This window comes from Mesorhizobium sp. M0960, assembly GCF_040319055.1.
GTDB lineage: Bacteria > Pseudomonadota > Alphaproteobacteria > Rhizobiales > Rhizobiaceae > Mesorhizobium.
Genome location: NZ_JAMYNN010000020.1, coordinates 35,927 through 60,159, shown reverse-complemented (window position 1 = coordinate 60,159; position 24,233 = coordinate 35,927). Strand labels below are relative to the sequence as shown.

14 protein-coding genes and 12 pseudogenes are annotated in these 24,233 nt (G+C 58.6%); 15 read left to right on the top strand and 11 right to left on the bottom strand.

The genetic code is table 11. From position 1 onward, the window contains the following. The first annotated feature begins 725 nt into the window (after positions 1-725). The 5 genes and pseudogenes from NKH63_RS26405 (at position 726) to NKH63_RS26385 (ending at position 3,582) form a co-directional block, all read left to right on the top strand. Positions 726-1,895 carry a TlpA disulfide reductase family protein gene (locus tag NKH63_RS26405; RefSeq protein WP_352919338.1) on the top strand — a complete coding sequence of 390 codons (1,170 nt, stop codon included), beginning with the start codon at positions 726-728 and terminating at the stop codon, positions 1,893-1,895. Between the two features lie 335 nt (positions 1,896-2,230). Beyond that, positions 2,231-2,689: pseudogene (locus NKH63_RS26400) on the top strand (DUF269 domain-containing protein). Between the two features lie 25 nt (positions 2,690-2,714). Next, positions 2,715-2,918, top strand: coding sequence for a CCE_0567 family metalloprotein (locus tag NKH63_RS26395; protein ID WP_352919335.1), 204 nt, complete (start codon positions 2,715-2,717; stop codon positions 2,916-2,918). Next, positions 2,915-3,232, top strand: a complete 318-nt coding sequence (fdxB, locus tag NKH63_RS26390; RefSeq protein WP_352919333.1) for a ferredoxin III, nif-specific — start codon at positions 2,915-2,917, stop codon at positions 3,230-3,232. The genes NKH63_RS26395 and fdxB overlap by 4 nt, the downstream gene beginning before the upstream one ends. 65 nt (positions 3,233-3,297) lie before the next feature. Continuing rightward, the gene (locus NKH63_RS26385) at positions 3,298-3,582 is read left to right on the top strand and encodes an exopolysaccharide production repressor protein (protein WP_352919427.1); all 285 of its coding nucleotides are present in this window, start codon (positions 3,298-3,300) and stop codon (positions 3,580-3,582) included. 386 nt (positions 3,583-3,968) lie between these two features. Here NKH63_RS26385 and NKH63_RS26380 read toward each other — a convergent pair whose 3' ends face one another. The 4 genes and pseudogenes from NKH63_RS26380 to NKH63_RS26365 all read right to left on the bottom strand — a co-directional run bounded on the left by NKH63_RS26380 (position 3,969) and on the right by NKH63_RS26365 (position 6,579). Continuing rightward, the gene (locus NKH63_RS26380) at positions 3,969-4,205 is read right to left on the bottom strand and encodes an integrase core domain-containing protein (protein WP_352919424.1); all 237 of its coding nucleotides are present in this window, start codon (positions 4,203-4,205) and stop codon (positions 3,969-3,971) included. 97 nt (positions 4,206-4,302) lie between these two features. Beyond that, a pseudogene (locus NKH63_RS26375) lies at positions 4,303-5,676 on the bottom strand (IS30 family transposase). Next, positions 5,591-6,250, bottom strand: a complete 660-nt coding sequence (locus NKH63_RS26370; RefSeq protein ID WP_352919421.1) for an IS3 family transposase — start codon at positions 6,248-6,250, stop codon at positions 5,591-5,593. The pseudogene NKH63_RS26375 and the gene NKH63_RS26370 overlap by 86 nt, the downstream one beginning before the upstream one ends. After that, on the bottom strand, positions 6,229-6,579 hold the full coding sequence (locus NKH63_RS26365) for a transposase (RefSeq protein ID WP_023680086.1): 351 nt from the start codon (positions 6,577-6,579) through the stop codon (positions 6,229-6,231). The genes NKH63_RS26370 and NKH63_RS26365 overlap by 22 nt, the downstream gene beginning before the upstream one ends. Before the next feature lie 104 nt (positions 6,580-6,683). Here NKH63_RS26365 and NKH63_RS26360 point away from each other — a divergent pair. The 4 genes and pseudogenes from NKH63_RS26360 to NKH63_RS26345 all read left to right on the top strand — a co-directional run. Further along, positions 6,684-7,421 (top strand): annotated as a pseudogene (locus NKH63_RS26360) (pyridoxal-phosphate dependent enzyme); the annotation flags it as partial. Positions 7,422-8,109: 688 nt separating this feature from the next. After that, positions 8,110-9,381 (top strand): diaminobutyrate--2-oxoglutarate transaminase, encoded by a 1,272-nt coding sequence (ectB, locus tag NKH63_RS26355; protein WP_352919330.1) that lies wholly within the window; start codon positions 8,110-8,112, stop codon positions 9,379-9,381. Continuing rightward, positions 9,359-10,201, top strand: a complete 843-nt coding sequence (locus NKH63_RS26350; RefSeq protein ID WP_352919328.1) for a 2OG-Fe(II)-dependent halogenase WelO5 family protein — start codon at positions 9,359-9,361, stop codon at positions 10,199-10,201. Before ectB ends, NKH63_RS26350 begins: the two co-directional genes overlap by 23 nt. 6 nt (positions 10,202-10,207) lie before the next feature. Further along, complete coding sequence (locus NKH63_RS26345) at positions 10,208-10,441, top strand: hypothetical protein (RefSeq protein WP_352919325.1); 234 nt, start codon at positions 10,208-10,210, stop codon at positions 10,439-10,441. Positions 10,442-11,018: 577 nt separating this feature from the next. Here the strand turns inward: NKH63_RS26345 and NKH63_RS26340 are convergent. Beyond that, positions 11,019-11,138 (bottom strand): annotated as a pseudogene (locus tag NKH63_RS26340) (transposase); the annotation flags it as partial. 18 nt (positions 11,139-11,156) lie between these two features. Here NKH63_RS26340 and NKH63_RS26335 point away from each other — a divergent pair. Continuing rightward, positions 11,157-11,428, top strand: a pseudogene (locus tag NKH63_RS26335) (1-aminocyclopropane-1-carboxylate deaminase); the annotation flags it as partial. Between the two features lie 31 nt (positions 11,429-11,459). Here the strand turns inward: NKH63_RS26335 and NKH63_RS26330 are convergent. Further along, positions 11,460-12,496, bottom strand: a pseudogene (locus tag NKH63_RS26330) (IS256 family transposase); the annotation flags it as partial. A 580-nt stretch (positions 12,497-13,076) separates the two neighbouring features. Here NKH63_RS26330 and NKH63_RS26325 point away from each other — a divergent pair. Then, complete coding sequence (locus NKH63_RS26325; protein WP_352919322.1) at positions 13,077-14,030, top strand: Rossmann-fold NAD(P)-binding domain-containing protein; 954 nt, start codon at positions 13,077-13,079, stop codon at positions 14,028-14,030. 92 nt (positions 14,031-14,122) lie between these two features. Here NKH63_RS26325 and NKH63_RS26320 read toward each other — a convergent pair. Further along, positions 14,123-14,407 (bottom strand): annotated as a pseudogene (locus NKH63_RS26320) (transposase); the annotation flags it as partial. A gap of 443 nt (positions 14,408-14,850) precedes the next feature. On the opposite strand from NKH63_RS26320, the pseudogene NKH63_RS26315 reads away from it, so the two are divergent. Next, positions 14,851-15,096 (top strand): annotated as a pseudogene (locus NKH63_RS26315) (transposase); the annotation flags it as partial. An 859-nt stretch (positions 15,097-15,955) separates the two neighbouring features. Beyond that, positions 15,956-16,255, top strand: coding sequence for a hypothetical protein (locus NKH63_RS26310; protein WP_352919319.1), 300 nt, complete (start codon positions 15,956-15,958; stop codon positions 16,253-16,255). Between the two features lie 220 nt (positions 16,256-16,475). On the opposite strand, the gene NKH63_RS26305 is transcribed toward NKH63_RS26310, so the two are convergent. Next, complete coding sequence (locus tag NKH63_RS26305; RefSeq protein ID WP_352919317.1) at positions 16,476-17,405, bottom strand: 2-oxoglutarate and iron-dependent oxygenase domain-containing protein; 930 nt, start codon at positions 17,403-17,405, stop codon at positions 16,476-16,478. A gap of 1,385 nt (positions 17,406-18,790) precedes the next feature. Between NKH63_RS26305 and NKH63_RS26300 the strand changes: the two genes are divergently transcribed. Both NKH63_RS26300 and NKH63_RS26295 read left to right on the top strand, forming a co-directional pair. Beyond that, entirely contained in the window at positions 18,791-20,032 is a 1,242-nt protein-coding gene (locus NKH63_RS26300; RefSeq protein ID WP_352919314.1) for an ATP-grasp domain-containing protein, read from the top strand. A 421-nt stretch (positions 20,033-20,453) separates the two neighbouring features. Beyond that, positions 20,454-20,650 (top strand): annotated as a pseudogene (locus NKH63_RS26295) (ATP-binding protein); the annotation flags it as partial. Here the strand turns inward: NKH63_RS26295 and NKH63_RS26290 are convergent. From NKH63_RS26290 to NKH63_RS26275, 3 pseudogenes are all read right to left on the bottom strand, one after another. Then, positions 20,642-21,323 (bottom strand): annotated as a pseudogene (locus NKH63_RS26290) (helix-turn-helix domain-containing protein); the annotation flags it as partial. The pseudogenes NKH63_RS26295 and NKH63_RS26290 sit on opposite strands and share 9 nt — an antisense overlap. A gap of 560 nt (positions 21,324-21,883) precedes the next feature. Further along, positions 21,884-22,815: pseudogene (locus NKH63_RS26280) on the bottom strand (IS110 family RNA-guided transposase). 221 nt (positions 22,816-23,036) lie between these two features. Then, a pseudogene (locus tag NKH63_RS26275) lies at positions 23,037-24,142 on the bottom strand (IS256 family transposase). Positions 24,143-24,233: the final 91 nt, after the last annotated feature.

The window sequence follows — 24,233 nt, the reverse complement described above, 5'->3', positions numbered from 1 at the left end:
AATACAGAAAATATCGGCACAAAGCAGGAATGCCGGAGAGTTCAACGGCCGGCACATGCCGGCACTCGGCTTGGCGTTTTTCGCCACGATATCATCGCGATCTGACGATGGCGGTATTGGCGAGCTACAGCTGGACCGGCTTCGGTCGTGAAGAACTCCCATGAAGCCAGCTAGGAATTCAATCGCAACGCGCAAGGGGGCAGGGCGCAGGCGGCGCTCGGTCGGGATGGAGCGCCTCCCTGCAATCGCAAATGACGAGATCCGCTACCGCCCGAAGGACTGGAACGGCAAAACGCTCAAGCCGGTGGCGTGAAGCGGACGATGGTGACGGGCCTGACGATAGCCAACGCTGTCATGATGTCCATCAGCCTCGTCCCTCGGCCCGAATGCATATTGAGTCGTCCGGGCCACGCTTTTCTGCCGCCGCGAAGCGCGTGATGGTTGTCGAAAACCTGACAGCGGCAGAAAACATGTCGGCTTCAATACAACCGGCCATCTTGCCTTTTGGAGGTTTTTCTAGCGATTCATGCGCTTACTGCCCGCTGAGCGCGGTGGCACGGCCTTTGCGAATTGAGATTCAGCAACACTGAGTGAAGGCTGACTGCACGCAGATGCGCAAGACGAGCGATGCTCTCCCTTCGTTGAACCCTAGTGCCCCGTCTCAAAGGGGGAACAAGCTTGCGCATAAGGTCACGCAACCTTTGGCAACAGCTTTGGAGAGCAAAATGATGTTGCGGATGGGGTCACCGGCTCCTTCGATCAAAGTGGAGGACTGGCTGCGTGGCGAGCCCCTTGCGAACTTCCAGCCCGGCAAAGTCTATATTGTCGAATTTTGGGCAACTTGGTGCGAACTATGTGCGGCGGAGATGCTCGATCTGATGCGGCTACAGGAGAAATACAGGGACAGCGGACTTGAGGTCGTCGCAGTCGCGGCTAATGAAGACGCTCCAACGGCCGTTGAGGCTCGCACCAAGTTAAAAGCTTGGTTGACCGAAAAGTGCTCGCATCTGAACTATCGGATCGCGTTCGACCACACAGGTGAAATGAACAAGCTTTGGAGGGACCCCAGCTTTTCCGTCGGGATTCCGACCTCGTTCGTGGTCGACCGAGACGGCCACATCGCCTTTATCGGTCATCCCAGCCAACTCGATAAGGTTTTGCCGAAAGTGCTCAACGGCAGCTGGCGCATCAGAGATAAAGCTAAAGCCGCCGATACGGAGCGGATCGCCACAAGCGAACCCATAGCGCGCGAACAAGCGTTGAAGCAGCCGATCGATGAGAGATTCTGGGCGGCGGTGAAGTTAGAAGATTGGAAGACGGCGCTCTGGGCGATCGAAGAGGGCATCGCCTTAATGCCCGACGACATCAATTTCCGCCTGGCTCATGCGCATCTGTTGCTTCACAAAATTCAAGACATGTGGACCGGCTTGCCCGTGATGCGCCAATTGGTTCGCGACGCGATCGACAAAAACTCCGAGGACTGGATGGTTTCGGCGCTAGACCAACTTTTCCATCCGGCCAATGACCATTCGCGCCTTCCCTCTGCTGAGCGCTTCGCGATGGGCAAGGAGCTGTCCGAACACATCCTGACGCTGAATCCCCCGCAAGGCGACAGCCCTAAGTTCCGGTCCTATCCCGCGGTCGCCCGGTACTATCACGAGAACGGCAACAATGATCGCGCGATCGAGTTGGTCGAACTGGCACTGACGTCGCTGGACGGTCCGGAGCCTATCCCGGCCGAATTGAAAGAGCAGCATCTGCCGGATTTGCTGCAGGCCCTCGCCAAGTACAGGGGTGGGAAGGTTTGTTGCGGCGCAATCTGTGCGGCTCCGCAAAACCATTTCCCGAAGGTGCCAAAGCGCGGTCGGCCGAGGAGGAAAGATAAAAAAGGTTAATTGGTCGAAATGGCTTACTGGGCAATTCGTCCATTTCCCTGGCGTGACCGCAGCAGGAGGGTCCATGCAGCACTTGGTCGATCGTCTGCAGCAGGATCGAGGCTCGAAACTTCATGGCCTCCGGCCGCATTGCGGCGGAAGTGATGTTCGACGCGAATTCACGTTGAAGACTTCGCAGTCAAGGACGTGTTCAAGGTCGGCCAGAGGGATATCAATTGCGTGGCATCAGCCGCGCCGAGCCGGGCGTCGGCTGCGCAAGTGTGCCCGAAGTAGGCATCCCAGGAAAACAGACGTCGTGCTTCGACGAAGAGGACTGAAATTGAGGAGAAGGCGAAATGTCTGATACCGCGATCGGCCCTGCCGAGGACGAGGCGGCGCTTGCCACGCCTTTTGTCAGATGCCTCGTGCGGCTGATCCGTGCTCAAGACTCCTACGGCTCGTGGGAAGGCAAATCGGACGCCACGTTGCTGGCCGACTTCATCGTCACCAGAAAACAGCGCCCTGGGATGCCTGTCATCGACGATCCCGATCCTGACGTGCTGTGGAGGCTCGACATGTTCTAAACGGCCGTCGGGCTCGCGATCGAGGAGCGCTCCGGCCTGATAACATCGGCAATGATGGAGATGAAACCTTGGGGGCTTCGGGCGATTGCTTTTCACGGCCGGGCGCTTGCTCTGTCGAGACATCCACCGGTTCGGCTTGAGACGTTCAGGAAGCTCGCGGAGGCCGGTACGAACTTGGTCGACGATGCGACTGCAGCCAATGAAGCCTATCCCGACGTGGCGCGGGCGTGATGAAACAGATTTCGAGGAAGGATTTATGTCAAAGTTAGATGAGATGCGGAAGAAAGTTCGAAACCTTCAGCTGCGCGCGGCAGTTGCCAAGATAAGATTGCGCGGCCTTGCAGAGGATCTCCCGAGAAAATGGAGGGAGATAGAGGAAGTTGCCGAGGAAACGTCCGCCGTTTTTGCCGAGTTGGATGGTGCCAAGAGAGAGCTCGCTGCAATGAAGAAGTTACGATGAAGAACACATTCACCACCCGCGACGGCTCCGGATGGATGCCGGAATATCTCACCGCTATAGACTGCACGACCTGCATCGGCTGCGGCCGGTGTTTCAAAGTCTGCTCGCGCGAGGTCATGCATCTTTACGGCGTCGATGACGCGGGTGAGATCCTCGGCGCCTGCGACGGCGAAGACGACGATTTCGACGGCGAGCTCAATCGCATGATCATGGTCGTCGACCATGCCGGCCGCTGCATTGGCTGCGGAGCCTGCGGCCGCGTCTGCCCAAAGAACTGCCAGACCCATGTTGCGGCCGACCTGGTCGCAGCATGATCTGAGGAGACAAAACCAGGAGAACGGCGTTGCCCTTTAGAATCTTTTGTCGCGTCCTGGGGCTGGTGCTGTGCAGCACCGCACTGACTGTCTACTTCGCTTCTCACTCCATCGGCACAGTATTCGTCACGACGCTGACTTGTTCGCTGCTCCTTCAGCTGGCGTATTTCGCAAGCGTGCTCTTTCTGATCTGGCGGTCTGGCTGCGTTAGCCGAGCTGGCCAAAGGGCTGAGCATTCCGACAGTTGCAAGGAAGTTGGATCCGAGCCAGACCATTATGAGGTGACGAATGAATGCGCAGAGTTGCTCCAGCGGGATCAAATGCTCGCCATATCGCTGCTGCTGCCTTGAGGCTCCACAACAAGGTCAGTGCTCAAGCCGGCGCAGACTTTGGACCAAATAAACATTGAACGAGTATCATAAGGGACCCTGTGCTTGAGAATGGCGACGCAATCCGGGTCATTCTATTTAATCGAGGAGATACAGTTCTTGAATGCCATACGCATTGGGGTGGTCTCTCGCATGCCGGCGTGCGGTTGCAACTCTCAATGACGAACGAGGCGCTGGAAATAGGTAATGGGACTCTTCTCGCGCCGAAAAATGCAGATGAGGTCAAATCAAAGACGCCTCTAGTATGAATTGTGAATGGCTCAGTCAGCTCCATCGCGTGTTGCCGGAGAGAAAATGCTGGAAAAGTTCGAACGCTATCTGGAGTGCGCCCCTCAGACCGGACAGGGTCAAGCCGCAGTTTTGACCATCTGCCGGGCGTGTTGGTCCTCGAACTGTTGCGGGCTGAGATAGCCGAGCGCTGAGTGCAATCGGCGGGTGTTGTAAACCTCATCAATGAAGCGGGGAAGGTCCTCAGCGACGTCGGCGAAGGTTTCGTAGGCCATCGGACAGACGGCTTCGACCTTCATCGTCTTCATGAAGCCTTCCGCTTTCGCATTATCGTAGGGATTGCCGCGCCGGCCCATCGATCCAATAAGATCGTGCTCGGCGAGAACGTTGCGGTAGAGAAGTGCGGCATATTGGGCGGATTCAAGCGATCGTCGCAACACCGATTGTGTTCACTCACGACAGCAACTCGTCAAGCGCCTCTGCGGGCGTTTTCCAGCCCAGGGTCTTTCTCGGTCTGGCATTGAGGGCCGCAGCCACGGCGGCGATCTCGTCAGCGCTATGGATGCTCAGGTCGGTGCCTTTCGGGAAGTACTGACGTAGCAGCCCATTGGTGTTCTCGTTGGTGCCCCGCTGCCATGGGCTTTGCGGATCGCAGAAGTAGACTTGGACGCCCGCGTCGATCTTGAGACGATCGTGCTGAGCCATTTCGGCTCCCTGATCCTAGGTCAGCGAACGGCGCAGTTCTTCGGGCAAGGTGATGATGGTCCGCGTAATTGCGTCGCGCACGGCTTCGGCCCCGTGTCCCGCGAGAGCGGGTCCATTTTTCATGCGCGGAGCTTCGCCATGCCCCGCAAGCCGGGGAAGATGGAGTAGCATCGTGAAGCGTGTCGTACGTTCAACCAGCGTGCCGATCGCCGAGCTGCCAAGACCAAGGATGAGGTCTCCCTCCCAGTGACCCGGCACCGCGCGATCGGCCGCTTCGGCGGGGCGTTGACTGATCATGATCTCCGGCGAGACAAAGCTCTTGCCTCGCCTGAGTACGCGCGCCCTGGGGACCCGCAGCACGCGCCCCGTTCGCAAGCAGGCCGACAGTTCGCGGCGTAGCGCTCCCCGACCCTGAACGAAGAGGGCTTGATAGATGGCTTCGTGGCTGATGCGCATCGTCTTGTCGTCCGGGAAGTCGATCGGCAAGCGTCGGGCAATCTGCTCCGGGCTCCAGGCCCTGGCCCAGCGCCGATCCTTTCGCGGGCCATGCCGGCGGCCCTTCCACGGAACGGCGGGACCAGGAACGGCGGCGCCGCTCGGGGTCATGACGATGCCGGCCAGTCGCTGCTCCACATAAGTGCGCAAGGTCGTGTTGAGCGCAAGCTTGGTCGGTTTGGGCCGACGGGCCGATCGCTCGGCGTGCCATTGGGCTGTCGATGCACGATACTCCAGGCCGCCGCTGCGCGTCGCGGCATTGCGTCGTAGCTCGCGGGAGATGGTCGAGGCGGATCGGCCAAGTCGGAGTCCGATCTCGCGTCTCGAACGGCCCTGAACGCGAAGAAGTGCGATCTCCTCGCGTTCCGCAAACGAGAGGTACCGCCCGGACGGCGGTCTGGCCGAGGAACTGAACATCGCTGGTGGCATGCCGCCTGCCTCTCGAAACAATCTGGTTCCGACAGGCTGCGACATGCCAGCCGTCAGCGCAGCATCCTCGCTGGTCATTCCCTGCGCAATCCCCAACCAGAATCGCTGGAGTTCAAATCGCCCCGCCACTGGCGGCCGTCCCGGCGACGGCAACGGCGCTCGTCCAGAACGGTGTGATCTTCGTTTTCGAATGACCATCGCAACCTCCTTCGCTCAGGTGTTGCGACGACCGCTTGAATCCGCCTTGCGACCCTCGGTCCGAGTGATGGACGCAGCCCGGCGGGGGTTTTCGTCGTTCGATTGCCGCCTTCAATGCTGCAACGGTCAAGCGCGCGTCGATCGACCGACCGATGGCGTAACCAACGACCTTGCGCGACCAGGCATCCAAAATGACCGCGACGTAGACGAAGCCCGCCGCAATCGTCACGTATGTTATGTCGCTCACCCAGAGCTGGTTCGGGCCGTCGGGTGTCACGTTCTTCCCCAAGTTCGGGAAGATCGGCAACTCGTGATCGCTGTCCGTAGTGGCGATGAAGCGCCGCCTGATCCTGGGCTGCAGATCGTGCTCGCGCATCAACCGTCTGACCTTCTTGTGGTTGACGACGATGCCGCGCTGCCGCAGCGCCGCCTGCATGCGGCGATAGCCGTAAGCTTCGAAGCTGTCGGAGATCTCACCCATCGTCTCGACGAGCGCTGTGTCATTCACGGCGGTTTCGGGCTGATCGTAGTAGGTTGATCGCGCGATCCCCATCAGCCGGCATCCTTCAGCGATGGAGACACCGCCGGGCCGGTGATCACGGATGTAGTCCCGCTTCTCGGACGTGGTGCGCTTTTCAGAGCCCCCTTTAGAAACTCAATTTCCAAGGCTTGCCGGCCTACCAGCCGCTCCAGCGCTGCGATCCGCGCCTCATAGGTCTGCATCGTGTCGGCCGCCGCCACGTCTTCGTCGAAGGAGCCGGCCTCGTATTTCTGAACCCAGATGCGGATCAGGTTACGCGGCAGTTCGTGCCGCTTGGCGAGACCATGCAGCGTCTCGCCGGACAGGAACTCCTGCACTACCTGACGTTTGAACTCGATGCTGTGCGTGCGATAAGTCACCATGGGCTTCCATCCTTCGAAAGCCCGGCTTCCAAGTCAATTCTGCTTGTTCATCCTGTCCGGTCCGAGGGGCGCACTCCAATCCGCTCACATTTTGACCCACGCCCATCGAGAAGCTCGACCGCCTCTCCAAGCATCTGGGGGGCAAGGTGGAAATCTACGCCAAACGCGAGGACTGCAACTCCGGTCTCGCGTTTGGCGGAAACAAGCTGCGCAAGCTCCAATACATCATCCCCGATGCGATCGTGTCAAATGCCGATACGTCTGTCTCCATCGGCGGCGTGCAGTCCAACCACACGCAGATGGTCGCCGCGGTCGCCGCCAAGATCGGCATGAAATGTCTCCTGGTTCAGGAGAGCTGGGCACCACATGAGGACGCCGTCTACGACCGCAACATTCTCTTGAGCCGGATCATGGGAGCAGAAGTGCGCCTTGTCGACAAGGGCTTCGATATCGGCATCCGCTGCAGTTGGGAACAGGCGCTCGATGAAGTCAAGTCAAGGGGCGGCAGGCCCTACGCGATACCGGCCGGGGCCTCAGTTCACAAATATGGCGGGCTTGGGTACATCGGGTTCGCGGAGGAGGTGCGTGCCCAGGAGAAACAGCTTGCGTTTGGCTTCGACTACATCGTCGTTTGCACGGTCACGGGGTCGACGCATGCAAGCATGCTCGTTGGATTTGCCAAGGACAGTCGACAGCGCAATGTCATCGGTATCGATGCTTCTGCCACCCCCCAGACCAAGGCGCAGGTGCTAAACATTGCCCGCGATACTGCGAAGCTCGTCAAGCTTGGCGTGGAAATCGTGGACGATCACGTGGTGCTGCTCGAGGGGTACGCGTCTCCCGGTTAGCTTTTCGAGACCCTGATCGCTCGTTCAGACATAACTGGTCGAGACGCTTCAGAAGCGGTCCGAAAGCGGCCCGACATCGAAGAACGCCGATCATCGCCGCTAACGCCGCTCGCTCGCTACAGCGCTGTTGAGGGCGCGCTCGCGAGCGGCTTCGCTATCGCCGAGCTACACCCACGAGCCGGGGCACGATGTGGTTCGTATCGCTGCCGAAGCGGCCTGCAACCTGCAACACCTTAGCAGTCTGCTGCATGGCAGAAGCGCCTGTCACACATGAGCCGGTGCTAGCGCTGAGCTTGATAAGATTGGCAGGGCGTTTCGCCGGGTACAAGCAGGTGCGTCAACTACCAAATGCCGTAGTATCGACGCTTCCCCGAAAACTCTAGAACTGAGTTCGTTCCAACGCATAGACGAGAGATATCGCCGTGCAGAGCAACGTGACTACGGTAGAGGTTCCGAAGTGCGTCAGTGCAGCAGTTGAGCTGCCGCGCGAGTCCGGTCTCCCTTTTGTCGCTGACGTTTTTGAGGAGCGTGTCGGCATCCCGAACATGGGAAGTCACGACCGTCCAAAGTTCCGCCCGGAATCGTTCCGATCTTCAAGTGAAGCTGAAAGCAACCGCAACAAACCAAACGCATGTAATCACTTGCTCGTTGAACGCGACGCGACACGCAGAGGGACCCTGAAATGAACACTGAAATCTTTACGGCTCATGAGTCCAACGTTCGTCGCTACGCGCGGTCGTTTCCTGCAGTCTTTACAAAGGCCCTTGGGGCGACAATCTGGGATGAGGCCGGTAACCCTTATATCGATTTCCTTGTTGGGTCCGGCGCACTCAACTACGGACACAACAATCCAGAAATTATTGCACCAGGAATTGAATATATGGTAGGCGAGAACATTCTCCTATCCCTAGACATGTATACAGCGGCAAAGCGTGACTTCATTGAAGCGTTTGTGGATTCGATCCTGAAGCCCAGGGGGCTTTCTTACAAGATACAATTTCCTGGGCCGACCGGCACAAACGCTAACGAAGCAGCGCTGGCACTGGCGCGAAAATATACCGGCCGCTCGAGCATCATGGCATTCTCGAACGCGTTCCATGGCATGTCGCTTGGCTCTCTGGCGGTGTCGGGGTCGGCGTCAACCAGGGAACTGGGCGGCGTTGCTCGCCACGATGTGATCCGTGTCCCTTACGATGGATATCCGAGCAAAGCTTTCGATTCCGCTAGCTACATCGATTTCGTTTTGGGCGACCCAGGGAGCGGCATAGAAAAGCCGGCTGCAATCATTCTGGAGACCATTCAGGCAGAAGGCGGCTTGAACACTGCATCTGCTGCTTGGCTAACAGAAATTCAGCGCATTTGCCGTGAGCACGGCGTTCTTTTGATTGTCGACGACATTCAGGCAGGTTCGGGACGAACGGGCGATTTCTTCTCATTTGAATTCGCGAAAATCGAACCCGATATCGTATGCCTTTCGAAATCCCTAAGCGGTTCAGGAAGTCCGTTCTCCATTGTTCTGATTCGCCCCGACTTGGACATATGGAAACCCGGAGAACATAGCGGGACTTTCAGAGGCAACAATCTTGCCTTTGTGACTTCAGGGGCCATGTGCAAAATGTGGTCAGACAGGCAGTTTACTGCTGGCGTCGAGCGGACGGCCGCCAAACTGCAAAGACATCTTGATAACCTCGTTGCAAAATTCCCAAATTGCATCGAACAAAAGCGCGGCCGCGGTCTAATGGCGGGTCTCAAGTGTCGATCACAGGCTGTTGTCGGCCGTGTGCACGATGTCGCCTTCGAAAATGGCCTACTGATCGAATCTTCAGGGCCGAATCGCGACGTTGTCAAAGTCCTCCCACCGATAACCATTACCGATGACGATCTCGAACACGGCATCGCCATCCTTGATCACGCGCTACAGGAGCAAGACAATGAAGACCAACCAAGTATCTAAAGCGGCAGCCATCTCGCCTCTTGCGATCAGAGAACGAACCGGCTCGATCAGCACTGCGGAGATCATATCAGTCCTGCACGGTGAGATCACCGGTCTGCACATCAAACAAGCATTCAGCACCGAAGTCGCCGAGGAGATCACCGCGAAGTTTGTTGGCAGTCCCGGTCTCCAGGAGCGTAAAGATGGCGTCCCTGGACAGTATGTCGGCGCATCCCACTATAGGAAGGATGCAGCCACCTATTTCGCAGCATCGGAAACTGCGCGACCGTACGTCGACGCCCTTTTCGAGAATTTGGTTGATCCGGTCCGAGCATTATTCGACGCGTTAAAGCGCGAGCTTCACAGGCAAGGGATTGATTTGCGGCTGGCCCGCTCGCAAGACGGCCACGCTAACATTTGTCGCGCTCTTAGCTGGTCTGGCGTGGGCGCGTATGCCTTGGAGCCCCACGACGATGTTGCTCAAGTCATATGTGCCGGGAACGATTACGAGTTTTCTGCGGTGGCGCACAACACCGTCGCAGCGCTCAACTTCTACCCCAGCTTGGCCGACGAGGGCGGGAATCTGCGCCTCTGGAGCCATAAGCCGACAGTCACTGACCGAAAGTCGCAGGGTGTTGAGACCACGGGCTATCCCTATTCGAAAGCTTATCTCGAGCCCGTTCCCTGTCGCGACCTCCAGCTCAAGGCCGGCGATATTGCCCTAATTGATGGCGGTTTCGTTCACGGCGTCACCTGTCAATCAGGCAGCGGAAAGCGTCGCCTGGTGCTGAACAGCTTTTTCGGCTTTGCGCAGCCGGACCTTGTTCTCTGGTGGACCTGAAGTTGGATGTCGCAGCGACTGACCGGCGGCACTAAAACGTCAACATTCTTCCTCACGGCGGAAAACACTAAGCCGAACGGTGCAGTTTGGCTATCAGATCACGTCCCAGTGGTGGCGCTGCTGCCCGATTTCGGTAGCGACGGCTCGTCGCTTTTGAAGATCTGGCATGGAAGCACCATCATGGCGGTCGATGCAGAGAGAGTGGCGAGACCATCGCGCGGATGCTGCTCGCCGGTTTAGCAGCGCCCAGCAAGGGAGACATCCTCATTGATGGAAACTCAGCGGCCGTCCTACCAGCGCGTCCAAGGCATCGTTTTCCAGAACTGTGCCCTCTTTCCACACCTAACAGTGCGCCGGAATATGGAATTTCCGCTCGAAATGCCGATATGCAAGTAGCCGACAGGGCAATGCGGGCGATACGACTGCTCCGCCAGTCTGTGCCGACTGCCGCCGTCAGGTCTTCGTTGCATGCACGCGATCAAGCACGGCGCTGGCCTTCGCCGACAACGCCCATCAACGCAACATGGCCGAGGCGGCTGGTAGCGCCGTCGACAACTATCGCATCTGGTAGCTTCGTCTTGCAGCCGCATCGCATTCAAGCTGTGGAGCGATCCGTCGGACCGCGGGTGCTGTGGTTGGATTAGAAGTCGCGATCCAAGCATTGGACCGGACACAGCCGTTGTTGCCGACCCGGAGGGGACAGGTCGAGCGCCGCGGGTTTCGAAGGTTTGCCTCGGCGTGGCGGCCTATGGCGGCACCCTTTTGGTGGGATATCCAGTCTAGAGCGGTTCCGTTTTTGACATCGGAATTGACCTGGGTCATACAGCGTAGCCGCGCTCATCGCGTGCTTGCGCGCAAGATCGCCCGCCTTCGCACCCGCCACGTGCTCGCGCAGAACCGCAATGATCTGTTCCTCCGTGAACCGCTTCCGCTTCATCTGTGGAGGAAAACTCAGTGGCAAGTCAGAATCCGCCGCAGTTGGGAACAGCGCTCTGAGGCCAACGGGCGGCAGACCATATGCGACACGGAGCGTCTGCTCACCCGAACGGCGGCCTCGGCTATATCGGGTTCGCGGAGGAGGTGCGTGCCCAGGAGAAACAGCTTGGGTTCGCATTCGACTACATTGTTGCCTGCACGCTGACAGGTTCAATACATGCCGGCATGCTCGTCGGATTCGCCAAGGACGGTCGACCGCGCAACGTGATCGGTATCGATGCCGCTGCCACCGAGCTATGACGGCTTTTGGTGACGGGGTTGATCAAGCGGTGCTTTGCGGCTTCGATGCCTCGATCCCGTCTTGGAACCTGGCACCTGCGAGCAGTTTCGGCAACTGATTTTGTCCTTTCAATCGACGCCAGGATTTGGCGGCGGCCATGACGAGAAGACCATCCACATGGCGGTCTTCGACGATAGGGAGCCCTTCGTGCGCACTGTTCGGTGGCGAACGGTGGCAAAGACGCCCTCTATCGGGTTCCACGGTCGCAGTTGATCCCACTGTTCGGCGGAGAAGTTGTAGAACGCCAGCAACGTCTTGCGATCCTTCGTCAGCCAGTCGACCACCTTGTTGTACTTCGCGCTCCGTATTTTTCGGCGAACACCTCGATCGCCGTTTCGGCTGCTGAGCGTGTCGGCGGCCGTAAATCTCGCGCAAGTCCGTCTTCATGTTGGCCTGCACCGAGAGCGGCACCTTGTTCAGGACGTTGGCCGGTCTTGTGCACCCAGCAGCGTTGGTGCCTGGTGCAGGGAAAGCCTCGTCGAGCGCCTTCCAGAAGCCAAGCGCGCCACTGCCGCGGCAATATCGGGCGGGATCTTCTGGCTACGCCGCTCCACGTCGGCCAGCAGCTCGCACCAGCTTTGCGCGCTTTCGCGAATGCCGGTCTGGAAACCGAGAGTTCTTTTGCCTTCGGACGTGGCGCCGATCAGGACCAGCATGACATTCGGCTTGGTCTTCCACCCGCGCCTGCAGGTAGATCCCGTCCGCCGGGCACATAGACATAGCGGGCGCCGAAAGTCGCGCTTTTGCCACGCTCGTAATCGGCGCTCCACTCCGCCGTCAGCCGCGTCATCACCGAGGGGTGAAAGGTTCGGCGCGTCATTGCCCCACAAGCGCCCTCAGCGCTTCCTGAAAATCGCCCGTCGAAACGCCGAGCAGGTAGAGAACGGGAAGCGGCGCAACCCAGACTTCGCGTCCGACGCGCCCCATTGCGGCAGGATCGACGAGGCGAACCGGACCCGCTCAACCTCGCCATTGCGCTGCGATCCGGGTCTTCGCCGGCTGACTGGCACCGGCCCGATGACGTCTACATACTCCGCTCCACTTCCAGAAATCGCTTTCTCTTGATCAGCCATCCTTCAACCAAGGCCCGGACTATCTTCCCAGATGGAATCTCAGTGCCAGGTCATCCCGACGATTGTTTCGTTTGTCGGGTCCGAGACACGGTAATGTCCCGCTGGCGTCCTGCCACACTATCATTGAAGCCGTTGAATCGTATGCAAGACAGTTCTGCTGCGGCTCTAGTGCGGAGCTGGCGCGACTTTTGCTGCTCCTGGTCGCGAGGAGGCGGAGATACCAACCAATATGACGTCACTCAAGGGACTAGCGGAAACCAATATGTCAGGTCTGCAAGAGATCCGCCATCTAGGGAAGGAGGTGATAGGTAGGTCCGGCAACTCCCAGATACGCTCGCCGCCTCCTCGACCTCAAGCATTCCCTCATCATAGGCTGCGGCCCGAAACCGACCTAGCAGCCTGCTCCTGAAGGAAAAGACGAAGGACACCACGCAGCATCCATCAGCAAATGAGGGTTGGTGAAACACCTCGAAAAAGATGCGCTCCTTGCGCAAATCAATTTCGAATTAACTTTGGGATGAACGGAATGAGCAGACACCTCGGCCTTTATGTTGATCACAAAATGACTTCGCCATTTGCAATGGCGCGTCATTCTGCGAAGACAAAAACAATTGCAAAAGATATCTCAAGAAGAGGAGTTCTGCTTGTTGCTACATGTTTACGAGTTGAGGTATACGGATCTGCGACATCGCTTATAAATATCGACAGAAAAGTATTTTCAACATTTAGCTATGAACAGGTTAACGGTACAGTAGCTATTACTAAAAGACTTGCAGAGATTGCCTGTGGCGCTCATTCCCAGATCCTTGGCGAGAATTATATTGGAGATCAGCTCGCGAAAGCTATCGATATGCTCGATCCAAATCTTCCGATTTTTCAGATTGGACGGCTGGCAATTGATATAGGTCGTGCATCGCGCCAGCGACACGGGTTCATCGCGTCGTTCAACTACGATCAGATCGTTAGAGACATCATAGCTGATCGATTTCAGAATGGAGAGCTGCCCGACCGGCTTTACATGATCGGGGCGGGTATGCTGGGTCGCGAGTTGATCAGGAGTGGTCTGGGAGAGCGATTTCGTTCAACAATAATTGTTACGCGGAACCCCAAAAATCTTCGCAGACGTCTGCGCTCTTGGGCCGACATAGAAGTTTCGCTCATTCGCCCGGCGGAGATGGGGCCCGTACGTGAACCTCGGTCGATCGTTGTCATCGCTACCGCCGATGTCAATGATGAATACGAAGCAATTCTTCGCGATGCGCTTCTGCGGTTGGAACCGCGCGCCATAGTGGATCTCTCATCAATCCCAGTTCTATCTCGCGAAGTTGCAAGAAGTATTGATTATGTAACAATGTATGATGCAGAATTTCTTCGATTTGTGGCTATTAACAATAGGCGTATCGCTTCGAAGTTGTCGATACTTAGTTCAGACATAGAGGAGACACTCAATTATAGACTAGAACACATGTCGAAGATTTAGTACATGCTCCAAGGAGGAAACATCCGTTAGCCAAATAGATGTCGCGGGAAAAGGAGAGTACGTTCGGTATACCCGTACTATGAATTAGTTTAGTGGATGGTCTGGAACAGAAAACGCTGCGCCAACTCGCGAAACCAGCCGTAGACCGTCTGCCAAGGCCCGAAATGGATCGGCAGCATTCGCCAACCGCAACCGGAGCGGATCGGGTAACGCACCGCGTTGACCACCTCGCGAAAATCAACCTCGCGCGGACGGCCGCGACGTCAAGGCTTGGCATCAGCGGCGCGAACTGCTCCCACTCATCCGTCAAATCACACGGGTAGCGCTGTCTTCTTGGCAATCTGGGCCATCCGGCCATGGCTCTGCTCTGTCCACATCCACAGCTGGCCGCCTTAGGCAAACTGCCGGGGCTGTCTTCTCTATTCGGCGCCGGTAAGGTCAAGCTTTGTTACGACGAAGCGGACGTCGAGGCGTCGGGAATTGAGGGCCGCTGCCACGTCGGTGATCGGTGGTGTTCTCCGTTGGTGGCCACGCTGCCATGGCCTTTGCGAGTCATAGAAGTAGACTTGAACGCGCGCATCGATCTCGAGACGATTGTGCTGGGGAGATCTGCTCTCTTCCTGAACCGCGCTTTCCAATGAAAGTACCGCCCGGAGGGTGGCTTTGGCAGAGGATCTGAACATCGCTGGTGGCACAGCCTGCGCCATCAGGAAGCTTGGTCCTTACAGGCGGCGACACTCCGGCTTAGAATGCAGCATCGTCGCTGCTCAGCCGATGCTGATCACGCTTTCGAATGCACATCGCAACCCAACTTGGTGGGGGCGTCTCCGACATGGCCTTCCACAAGAAAGCCGGCCTCAAGATCGAGGACATGGTCAGAAGCAACTCGGTCTATCGCAAGCTGCGCAACTTTCGCGCCGGCATCGAAGCTGGCATCTCGTGCCTCAAACGCGCTTACGGCCTGGCGCGCTGCACTTGGCGCGGCCTTGATCACTTCAAAACCTACGTCTGGTCCTCGGTCGCGGCCTACAACCTCGTCCTCTTCGCCCGCCTCAGGCCGATCTGATATCAGCTCGGCATCGCACCGTCCCGCCGGCAAAGCCGCCGACAATGGGCGTGCGTGCGATCGTTGCCAAGCACGGCATTTTGTCAATCATCAACTATTCCTGACCTGTCCACGCCCGTTAACGGCGCTTCCGGTCGGATCCAAGTCATTTAAATGCCGCAAAATGCCGGCGTTTATGGACGGACACTAGCTTAGCCTAGCAAGGCCAAAGGTCCGACGGGACGAACTGCGCAGGCTGAACGAGTAGCCCCTGCTGCGGATGCGTACCCATCCGGTGTGGCTTTCGATTATCGTTTGCTGGCCTATTGCCCCGTACGAGTCTGCCGTGATTCTGTCCGTGACGCCGAATGAGGGAGGTGTCACGGATGCGAGACAAGACCAGCAGCAGCAAGCCGCTTGGCAGAAAGAGCTTTGCGCGGCGACCCTTCCCGACAAGCGCCTGGTCCGCCGCCTGCAGCGGTTGCTCAGCTGTCAGCAGCGCCGGGCATGCCGATCCTGGCGGCCTGTGGCGACTGGGCAGCGGCGAAGGCGGCCTGCCGATGCTGCCCCACACGATCCTGCTCATCGCGTCTTTGCCCAACTTGCGACGGCGCCCTGGGCGGGACGTCATCGCATACGTCGATCAGGACGAGACGAGACGACCTGGCTGCAGGTGAAGTTCGCGCCATCAACACATTGCCGCCCGTGGGCAGCAGAAGCGCTACAGTCCGCAGGTTCTGACCTACATCCATGCTCTCGAAGAGAACCCGCCGGCCGGTCGCGAGCCGATCGACTGGAAGCTGGTAACCAACCTGCCGGTCGAAGATCTCTCCGTGAGGTCGAGAAGCTCGGCTGGTACGCCCTGCGCTGGAAGGCGGAGGTGTTCCACAAGGTCATGAAGTCCGGCTGCCGTGCCGAGGAGGCGAGGCTCGAGACCGCAGAGAGGCTGGCGAAGTTCCTCGCTCTCATCGCGGTGGTCAGCTGGCGAATATTCTTCGTCACTATGTCGGCGCGCGCCAAGCCAGACGCCGCGCCAGACAGCATTCTCACCTTCGCCGAGATCACTGCGCTCGACCAGATCGACGCCCTCCCGAACGCGACCGTGCCTCCAACGGCCCACGCTCGCCGCCTACCTGCTGCAAATCGCCATGCTTGGCGGCTATCTCGCCCACAACCATGATTCGCCTCCCGGCAACATGGTCGTCTGGCGCGGCATGACCCGCTTGCACGACATCGCCTTCGGCATCTCCATTGGATCAAGCCGACGATGTGGGTAATCGAAAGCCTCACCGGAGGCGTACGCGGATGCAGAATTCGCGCCCGGAATAGTACCGATCGCTCGTGCCTGTAGAATGGCTGGCTCCGGCACGTCTAATCTTCTTGTTTGAGAGACGGAGCGATTACTGCAACTCGCGCGCACGACCGGCGCCATTGCCGGTTTCGATTGACTCGGACAAGCGCAACATCATTTCCGCGACACTGAAGGAATGCCGCCCTTGCGGCGACGTCAAGTGAGCGTCAACATCAGGATAGATGAAAAAAGGCAGCGAGATTCGCTCAGTCGGACCGTTGTGCTCGACCCGGTGGGGGGTACTCCTAAAGCGATTGTCGCTTAAGGCCTGTAGCATATCGCCGAGATTGACCACGAGGCTGTCGGGCAAACTCGGAACCGGGGTCCAACGTTCATGGAACCACACTTGCAAGGACCGTGTAGGTAGTTCCTCCTGCAGCAGCAGGGTGAAAAAGCCCCCGTCGGTGTGCTTGGCGGCGACGCCGCCGCTGGATGGGTACCGGATCACGCGTTGCCCCAGCGTTGGTGGGCTGAAATGCCGCCGAAACCAGCCCTGTTCCATACCGATTAGGTCGGCAAGCGCATCCCCGAGCTGCGGGACAACCCCATTGACTACCGAAGCCTGCAACGCCAGAAGGCTTCGCGCGAAGCCAGGAGCCAAGGCGTCATCCGGCAAAAGCGTGCGTCCGGCATAGGGACGCCGATCGTACTCGTTCTCAATTCCGAGATCAAATACCTCCTTTGGATCGGGACCAGCCTGCGGATGTAGCACCTCGCCTTGCAATGGACTGTATCCACGAGCGATTGTGGGGTACACCTCTTGGAAGGCATGGCTGTAGCGTTCCTTGACCGACAGCGGCAATGCGAAGAACTTCCGAGAGTTCTGGATCGCTTGTGCGATCTGTTCTCTCGGTATGCTGTGTTCGACAAGATAAAAAAACCCATATTCTTCGCAGGCCGCGCGCAAGTGTGCTCGCTCTTCATTTCGCGTGGCATCGGCTGCCAGTTTCGCCAGGGAGATTTGCGGTAGCATGGTCATAGCATAAATCCTATTTGTTCGTTGTTGCGGAAATGAGTAGCGCACACGGGCGCGTCCTCCTCTAAAGCAGAATTATGGCTATGTTTACGAGTAAGTTCATCATGGACTGACTTCAGCCTTGTTCTGCCATGCTAAGATATAGAACATTTAGAGTCAGTGAAGAGGTATATATTCTAATTCTGTTAATTGTCGTTGCATTGCCATGACGACGTTTAATATTCTGAGAAGGTAATTTTAAAACCGGTGGAATAAGAGGTGTTCGGTCGTACCCACGCGTGGGGTAGCTCCGTTGTCACGAAGCCGCTCTCGATAGCGCTGTAGATGCTATGGGCGGCGAGCATGTGGCACCCTCGGCGCTGTTGAGCAGCTACCCAAGGAGTGTCCCATGTCGCCATCCTTTGATGCTGGCAAATCCCTTAACCGCCCTTGATCAGAACAGCACGTTGGTCGCAGTGATTGAGATGAGCCTGATAAGTGGCTCATTGCTGGGACGGTCCCTGGCTTTAAACATAACCCTCTCAAGAAGCTCGATGCCGACCCGGATTCGGTGTTCAGGCTGTCGCGCCGCTGGCGCAGAAAGCCATCCAAGCCGGGCGTGAAGTCCGGCGCATCGTTGTCGCCTATGAGGCTGGACGCGACGCCTTTTGGTTGGCGCGCTGGCTCCAGGCGCGCGCTGTCGAAGCTTATGTCATACATCCATCGAGCGTCCCGGTTTCTCGTGAACATCGGCGTGCCAAAACCGATGGCCTGGATACCGAACTGCTGATGCGCGCCTTTCTTGGCTGCGGGACGAGAAACGTCACTGCAGCATGGCAAGCCATCCCAACCATCAATTAGGAGGAGGCCCGCCGTCCGAATCGTGAACGAGACAATCTCGTCCGCGAACGTACGCGGATCGTCAACCGCATCAAGGCAATGCTCGCTCGCCTCGGCATTTCGCGCCTTCAAACCCAATCTGCGACAAAGCTGCCAAGAAACTGGAGGCTCTGCATACGGCGGAAGGTATGCCCGCTACCGGAACGAAGCCGAGCCGAGTTGCACCGTAATCTCGGACGGCGGGTGACCGCCTCCGGTGGGACCCGGTTAAAAGCCGAATGGCTGAGCTACTTGACCACCATCGGGCTGTCGCGGAACACCATCCGCAAATACCTGCGCTGCGGCGAGTTCGAGCCGCGCCAAGTGCGGAGCGGGCCGAAGCAAGCTTGATGACCATGCCGAGCGGCGGCAGGATGCTTTCGAAGGTGACGAGCGGATACGTCAACTACCAGATCCCATAGTATCCGTCCCGGACCCCTGACTATAGAAGACTTAGCATTCCCGAATGAAAAGCTCATACAGATTGCACTCACAATAGCGCACCGACTGCAGGGAAAGGTCAATAGCCGATGCCAAGACGAGCTCTCATCCTGCTTGAAGGTCATAGGGGCAATGGGCTGCTATACGTTCAAGCGGCCCAGCGTCTAGGACTTCATCCCATCACCCTGGCGGCTGATCCAAATCAATACGACTATATTGCGGCGGAAGGCATTGAGGCCATTCGCGTCGACACCGAAAAATTCGATTCGCTGATGCAGGTATGCTCTCGGCTGCGTGCGGCCTATGATATTGTTGGCATCACTGGTTTTGCGGGTCGAGATGAATCGCTTAACGTGACAGTTGCCAAGCTGTGCCAGCATTTCGATCTACCGGGGCCCAGCCCCGCATCTATTGTACGATGTAGCGATAAATTTACTCAACGTCAGCTCCTAGCGCAGGCAGGTGTTTCTGTACCTGCTTACCGATTGGCAGCAAGTGCGATCGAAGCAAGAAGATCCGCCGCGGCCATAGGCTTCCCGGTGATTCTTAAACCAACTGAAGGCAGTGGCAGCAGTGGCGTCAGATTGTGCCACGATGTTGATGAGTTAGCTGAGCATACAACATTTCTGTTGGGAGGCGCGCACACTTGGCGGTCTGCGCCGAAAATATTGGTCGAAGAATTCGCACAAGGCGCTTTCTATGACGTTGCTACTATGGGAGACGCGGTCATTGCAGTCGGCACCGCCCGCTTCGACCGGTCACCGTATTTCGTCCCCCGCGAAAGCGTGTTTCCAGCCGCGCTAACTCATGAGGAGCATGAGCGTATCACCGATGTTTCGCGGAGTTGCTTGCAAGCTCTCGATCTTGGCTGGGGGCCAGCGAACATTGAATTCCGATGGACGAACCGGGGTCCAGTAATAGTGGAAGTCAATGCGCGTCTTCCGGGTTGGACCACTCCTCTGCTGGTTCAGCTGGCTTACGGTGTCGATATGATCAACGAGCACATCAAGCTTATCATCGGTGACAAATGCGATCTGCGCGCAAGCCATTCACACACTTCGGCCGCCCGGTTCTTACTTCCTGATCGCGACGGCATCCTCGATCGTATCGAGGGCGCCAGTCTTGCGGCGGCTGTACCGGGAGTCGTCGACGTCAGATTTTATGTTGAACCCAGGGCCTCGATCGTCCGCAAGGGCGATTACAGAGACATGATGGGGCATGTCATCGCTGCTTCGCCTGATTGTACTCGCACCGAGGCGATACTTCAGCGTGCCGTCGACCTACTCGATTGGCCAATCATACCACTTCTGCCCTCTGGTGAACAGAAATAGTCTGGGATCGCTTGCCGCGCGATTCCACCCCATCGCCCTGACGTTTGTGCCACATTAATTTCCAGGAAAACTAAGGATTCCGCCGTGGGCTGCCGGGCTGATAAAGCCTATGAAGACGCGCAACGGGACGACTTCCGGTGCTGGCGGAAGTCGCTGACGTGGCGGGAATATTGGGGCTGGCAATGGGAGCGCTGGCGGGACTGTTTCCTCGGCACGGCGCCGGTCCTCGGGGGCTTCCTGCTGCATAGCTACTGCCGTAGCCTAGGCCTTTTTAGGCTCCTCATGCCTCGGCCCGGCATTCGGAACTCCTCGGCAAGGGCGCTGCGGAGGCGCACGTCGGCGCCGTAGGCTTCCTGTGCGCGGAAGCGGGCTAGGACGGCTAGGCGCCAATCCCGGAGAGCTTGGCGGCGGTTGCGGGCGCCGCGACGACCGCTCCGTTCTCTATCCGCGCCTGCCGCGCCTGTTCCGGGGTTCGCTCGCGGCGACGCTACGCGCGGTTCACGCGCAAGCTCGGCAGCGTTCAGTTGCTGATCCCTCGGCAACCCGACCTATGCCGACGCCATCTTGGACCGCATCGCGCACAACGCCCATCGCATCAACCTCACCGGCAAAAGCCTTCCCTCTGTAGCAGGACGTTATCGGTCATGACGCGCGCTATCGCGACGACGAGGCTGCCGCAGTAGGCGACCGCCGCCTTGAGGAAGGCGATGGCGCTCTCCTTTTCTCGTCGGGCAGGATCTGCGAGAAGGCGATGCGGGAAGCATCGTCGATGCAGACATGGACGAACTCCCAGCCGGCGCCCCGAGACTTGCCCTTTTGCGGATCGCCGGTGATGCGATGGCCGACTTGGCTGAAGCGGCCGAGCTTCTTGATGTCGATATGGATCATTTCGCCGGGGTTCTCGCGCTCGTAGCGTCGGATCGGTTCGGCCGGCACGATATCCCTGAGCCGCGACAGCCCGGCACGCTTGAGAACCCGCTGACGGTGGCGGGCGATACGCCGACCTCGTGAGCGATGTGCTTGCCGGTCCAACGTTGCCGCCGCAACGCCACGATGCGCTTGGCGATCGATGCAGCGGCAGCCTGTGGCATATGAGCGGGCCGCGAGGAACGGTCGACCATGCCGGACCGCCCTTCGGCCTTATAGCCCTCGACCCAGCGCGCCACGATCTTGGCCGACACGCCGTAGACGCGCGCCGCATGGGGCCTTGGAAAAATGCGCCTTCTATCACCGACAGCGACATCTCCTCCCGACGCAGCGGCGTGAGGCGGGCATTCTTGAGGATGTTCATTCGGACCCTCCGATGGATGCTGAAGCCTGGTAACTCCAGTCTCCTTGGTCTGGTCCGAATGGACAACCTCCCGAAAGCTCACATTTAGCGCGCATCCAACCTGTCTTATGACGCTCGCCACCCAGCAAACGGTCTAGGAAAGAATCCCTCCTCCGGAAACAGTCCAAGCATACGGGCTTCACGTCACGCAGCGACTATGCCCACAGTTCTCAGCCCGGTTTCAATTGATGCACCCGTCATCCATGACCTCCGAATCATGGAGGCCAATAGGTGAATACCCAACTGTAGTACTTCTGTAATGGGCCTTCGATCGTCAAGTCCCCTCTGAACGAATCTCATCGCCAGGATCATTCTTCTGTCGGTGGTCAGCGCGAAGGCCGCCACACCATGCCATCAGATCCAGAGCTGACAGGTCAATCTAGGAAGCGTGGTCTGCCGAAGCATCACAGCACTACACACGACCTTGCCAAGCCCTCGTCCCGGCGACGTGACCTCAGGCGAGCCCTGCCGTCTCGGCTCGCTCCGAACGCTCTATCTCCTGCCATCGCTGCGGCTTTGCTTCAGCGGAACTCGATCGCATTCACCCACACGCGATGGAGCACGACGTTCAACTTGCGGGCAAGGGCCACCTTGGCGCGCTTCATGCCTGACGTTTCGCCACATGTGCGCCGCTTCAAAGAGCGCTGTTCGCACCATGGCGTCGCCGACCTTGCTGACACCACCGTCCCGATCGGTCTCACCAGATTGATATATTTGGGCGTAAGCCCGAAGTAGGCTCCGACCGTACTGGATTTCCCAAACCGCATCGGGTCGTCCACCGCCGAGCGATAGGTGAGCGCAACCAAGGCCCCGACCCCAGGTGTGCTCATCAAATCGGCAAACCTTGTCAGCGCGCGCGATCTTCAGCATCTCGCGATGGAGCTTAGTGAACTCGCACCACAACGCCGTCCACGCCGCCAGCATCGCACCAATCACCGTCTCCACAGTGACGTGCCCTGCTGTCAGCTCCCGGATGCGCGCCTCAAACCTTCCACGACTGACTTCTCCGACCTTCAGCCCATAGACGCGCAACATCCCGCGGATGCTCAGTTCAACGTCGAGAAGCTTGCCTTGCAGAAGCTTGCGTCCAACAAGAAGGGCTCGGCTATCCTTGCAACCGGGCAGTACCATCCCATCCGCAGCAGTTGGGCGATCCCGCCTGCATCTTTCCGGTCGGTCTTCACCGGCATCGCCGAGAGCGCCGCCTTCACGTGCCGCGTCTCGAGAAAACCGCATCGCGTCCGGCGGCCACAAGCCCGGCATGCAGCCATTGCGACAATGGCCCGGCCTCGAGCCCAATGCGGCCGACAGACAATTCCAGTTCGTCGAAATAGCGGACCAGTGCCTCGGGCTCGCTGGCGACCTTGAACTCGCGCACCATCGTTCCGGGCGCGTCCACAATGCACACGCTGCTCTCTTCCAGAGAGACATCGGTTCCCACATCGTGTTCCATGGCTGTTCCTCTCATGATGCTTGGACCCGATCGCTCGGACTCCGTTTCAACACCATCATTCTGAGGGACAGCCACCCAACCTGGCTATGCTCGCAAACACGGCGTGCGGACCAAGCCACAGCATGGAGAACGAGTTGATTCCGCTGATATCTAGATCGTGTCCCGGAGTGGTGTAGCTGACGGCTTGGTCGCCGCGCTCTCCGGCATGGGGGCCGGGCTGATCAGCGTGCCACGGCTGGCAAGTTGATGAGCGGATCATCGCTCATTTGGCTGATGGTTTCCAGCGTCATGTATCTGGCGCGCTGCACGGCCCATTCGTCGTTCTGTTCGAGCAGGATTGCGCCAACCAGGCGGACGATGGCGTCATCATTTGGGAAGATGCCGACGACCTTGGTGCGCTTGATCTCGCCGTTGAGGCGCTCGATCGGGTGGGTCGAGTGCAGCTTGGCGCGGTGCTCCTTGGGGAAAGTCATGTAGGCAAGCACGTCGGGCTCGGCGTCGTACATGATTGTCGCCAGCTTCGGCACCTTCGGCCGGATCTGGTCGGCGACGGCGAGCCATTGCGCGCTTGCGGCCCCGGGCGTTTCCTGGGCGAAGGCGGTGGCGATGAAAGCGGAGACGACGCGGCGCCCGCTCTTGCCGGCATGGGCCAGCACGTTCCTCATGAAGTGGACGCGGCACCTCCGCCATGACGGCACAGCAGCTTGGTGACGGCCGCCTTGATGCCTTCATGGGCATCGAGACGACGAGCTTGACGCCGCGCAGGCCGCGGCGGGTCAGCTCGCGCAAGAACTCCGTCCAGATCGGCTCGGCCTCAGACGTGCCGACCTCCATGCCCAGCACCTCGCGCCGGCCCTCCGCGTTGACACCGACAGCGATGATGACGGCGACCGAGACGATGCGGCCGCCGCGGCGCACCTTCAGGTAGGTGGCGTCGATCCACAGATATGGCCAGTCGCCCTCGATGGGTCTTTCAAGGAAACGCTTTGACCTTGCCGTCGTCTACTTCGCACAGCCGGCTGACCTGGCTCTTGGAGATGCCGCTCATGCCCATGGCCTTGACCAGGTCGTCGACCGAGCGGGTCGAGATACCCTGGACGTAGGCCTCCTGGATGACGGCGGTCAGCGCCTTGCCGGCCCGCGTCTCCCAGTCGCGCTCGCGATAGCCGTTGCGCTGGGCCGTGCGCAACGGGCTTTCTCGCCATAGGCGGCGCCGAGTGGCGGCCCCAACCTCCAGTTCCATCAGCCGCTCGGCGGCAAAGCCAATCATCTCGCGCAAGAGATCGGAATCCGGAGTCTTCTCCACGAGCGCGCGCAGGTTCATCATGTCGTCGGTCTGCGAATGGTTCCTTCGAATCAGGTTGGTGTCAGCAACCCGACCTTACTGGCGAACTGTCGATGACCACCGCAAAGCCGCT